General features: G+C 49.1%; 1 protein-coding gene. It reads left to right on the top strand.

Annotated features, from left to right (window positions below):
* Nucleotides 1-412: 412 nt before the first annotated feature.
* On the top strand, nt 413-3,043 hold the full coding sequence (ppdK, locus tag ACQY26_RS02190) for a pyruvate, phosphate dikinase (protein WP_428047442.1): 2,631 nt from the start codon (nt 413-415) through the stop codon (nt 3,041-3,043).
* Nucleotides 3,044-3,186 lie beyond the last annotated feature (143 nt).

The following is a 3,186-nucleotide window of genomic DNA, read 5'->3' as shown; positions in this document are numbered from 1 at the left end:
TTGGGACAGATGAGAGCATCGGCGCGCAGTTCACGCACCTGATCTACGTTGACAGGTTTATCTCCCTCCCCGGTGATGGTAATCACATCGGGATGAATGTTGGCAAAGACTTTTTTACAGCGGCCATGACGATGGAGAATTCTTTTGCCAGGCGGCATTTAAAGGGTGGTTTAGACAGAATCTATCAACATCTTCATTTCATCCCTATGAATGGGTTTGGCATCAAATTGCTTCAAATTATCACCACCCAAAGATGGAAAAGATATCTGAAAGAAATTATCTTTGGGGATGCTGAACCCACTGTTACGCTCGGTGGGTTGGAGCACGATGTGTATGAAAATGGTGAGTACTGCTATTCCCATTTGGATGGAGATCTTTGCAGATTGATTTCCTTCCGCCGAACCTTGCGGAAATGGCCGGACACCCTAAACTCAAATTGCCGGTGCCGCCCGGTTTCACAATCACTACGGAAGTTTGCACCTACTATTGGAACAATAAAAGGACTTATCCCAAAACTTTAAAAGCGGAAGTCGAAACCAATCTTAAAAAAGTTGAAAAGGAAACGGGCAAAGTGTTCGGCTCTGTAAACAATCCTTTGTTGGTTTCGGTACGCTCCGGCGCAAGAAGTTCCATGCCCGGTATGATGGAAACGATTTTAAACGTCGGTCTTACTTTAAAAACCATTCCCGGTATGATTAAAATGACTGGCGACGAGCGCTTCGTCTACGACGCTTACCGCCGCTTGATTATGATGTACTCCGACGTCGTAATGGAAAAAGCCGCCGGCATAGAACCCAAAGACGATAAAGGCATACGCAAAATCTTAGACGAAAAACTTTGCGACGTCAAAGCCGCCAAAGGTTATAAATCCGATACGGAACTTACCGCCCAGGAACTTAAAGCCTTGTGCGAAAATTTCAAAAAGACCGTAAAGAAAGTGCTCGGCTCCGACTTCCCCGACGACCCGATGCAGCAGCTTTGGGGTGCGATAGGCGCGGTATTCGCTTCCTGGAACGGGAAAAGAGCCGTCGCTTACAGAAATATTGAAAAAATCCCGCATGATTGGGGTACTGCCGTAAACGTTCAGTCAATGGTATTCGGCAATATGGGCAACAGCAGCGCTACCGGCGTGGCTTTTACCAGAAACCCCGGCAACGGCGACAGCCACTTTTACGGGGAGTATCTCGTCAATGCGCAAGGCGAAGACGTCGTAGCCGGTATCAGGACCCCGTGCCCGATTAACGAATGGTCAACCTCCGGCCACGGCAATGACAGCGAATCTTTAAAGAAAGTCATGCCCAAAGCTTATAAAGAACTCGACGCCATTCAAAAACGTCTTGAAAAGCATTACAAAGACATGCTTGATATTGAATTTACGATTGAAAACGGCAGACTTTGGCTTTTGCAGTGCCGCGTAGGCAAACGCAACGGCATCGCCGCCGTACAAATAGCTTTGGATATGCTTAAAGAAAAGCTTATTAATAAAGTTGAGGCCGTTTTGCGCGTATCGCCGGCCCAGCTTGACGAGCTTTTGCACCCGATAGTGGATCCTAAAGCCGAAGCTTCCGCCAAAGCGATAGCCAAAGGTCTTCCGGCCGGCCCGGGCGGAGCCTGCGGTTTTATAGTTTTTGATTCCGCCGCCGCCATTGAAGCCAAAAAAGCTGGCAAGGAATGTATTATAGTCCGCGAAGAAACCAACCCCGAAGACGTAGAGGGTATGCGCGCGGCTCAAGCCATTTTGACGGCCCGCGGCGGGATGACTTCCCACGCCGCTTTGGTCGCCCGCGGCTGGGGCAAATGCTGCATAGTGGGCTGCAGCGAAATCACGGTCGACACCGCCAAACGCATTATGACGGTAAACGGCAAACAATATAAAGAAGGCGATTATCTGACGCTTAACGGCACCAGAGGCTATGTTTACGAAGGCAAGCTCTCCATGCTTGACGCAGGGGAGAAAAACGCCAATTTGATAAACTTCCTTAAAGTTTGCGACGCCGTAAAACGCCTTAAAGTCCGCGCCAACGCCGATACGGCGGCCGACGCCGAAAAAGCAAAAGCTTTCGGCGCGCAGGGTATAGGTTTGTTCCGCATTGAGCATATGTTCTACGGGGCCAACTCCGAAAAGCCGCTTTTCGCCTTAAGGAAAATGATACTTTCCGGCTCCACCGAAGAAAGGGTAAAAGCTTTAAAAGAAATCTTCCCTTTCATGAAGAAAGATATTAAAGCCGCTCTTAAAGCTATGGCGGGCTTCCCTGTAACAATCCGCCTTATGGATCCGCCTTTGCATGAGTTTATTCCTCACAGCAAAGACGCGGTAGAAGCTATTTGCAAAGCTTTGAAGATTACGCCCGAACAGTTTGAAAAACGCGCAGAAGCCCTCAAGGAAAGCAACCCTATGATGGGCCACCGCGGTATACGCTTGGGCGTAACTTATCCGGAAATTACGGAAATGCAGGCCAGAGCCATATTTGAAGCCGCGGCCGAACTTATAAAAGAAGGCTTAAAGATTACGCCGGAAATTATGATACCGGTCGTCTGCGACGAAAAAGAAATCGTCAATCAGAAGCCTATTATTGAGAAAGTTCATAAAGAAGTCTGCGCGAAAGCCGGCAAGAAAATCGCTTACACCGTCGGTACGATGATTGAAATCCCGCGTGCGGCGATAACCTCGGCCGATATAGCGCAAGTTGCCGATTTCTATTCTTTCGGCACCAATGACCTTACCCAAATGACTTTCGGCTTCTCCCGCGACGATATCGGCGCTTTCGTCCCCGATTATATCAAAAAGGGCATTTTAAAGAATGACCCCTTCCAGATACTCGATCAGACGGGCGTCGGATTCTTAATCCGCCATGCCGTAAAAGCCGGCAGAGGCGTTAAGAAAAACCTTAAGATAGGTATCTGCGGCGAACACGGCGGGGAACCTTCCAGCGTGGAATTCTGTCACCGCGAAGGCTTTGACTATGTTTCCTGCTCTCCGTTCCGCGTGCCAATAGCCAGATTGGCGGCGGCTCAGGCCAGCGCTAAGGAAATGAAGAAGTAATATTCTTAAGGCAAGTTTAAGCCCCCGGCTCAGGCCGGGGGTTTTGTTTTTTATGGTATTTTTACTAGTGTTAAGTTGCGTGCTCGCGTGATTTTTAACTCGCGGGCCGCCGGGTTATCCCGGCTAGCAGGCTTCCGCATTTG

Origin of the sequence: Candidatus Proelusimicrobium excrementi (genome assembly GCF_937881865.1) — a bacterium.
Taxonomy (GTDB): Bacteria; Elusimicrobiota; Elusimicrobia; order Elusimicrobiales; family Elusimicrobiaceae; genus Proelusimicrobium; species Proelusimicrobium excrementi.
This window is presented reverse-complemented; position numbering and strand designations above follow the sequence as displayed.

Coding starts and splice junctions, on each gene's coding strand:
- ppdK (WP_428047442.1), top strand. CDS start 413: ATGGCCGGACACCCTAAACTCAAATTGCCGGTGCCGCCCGGTTTCACA.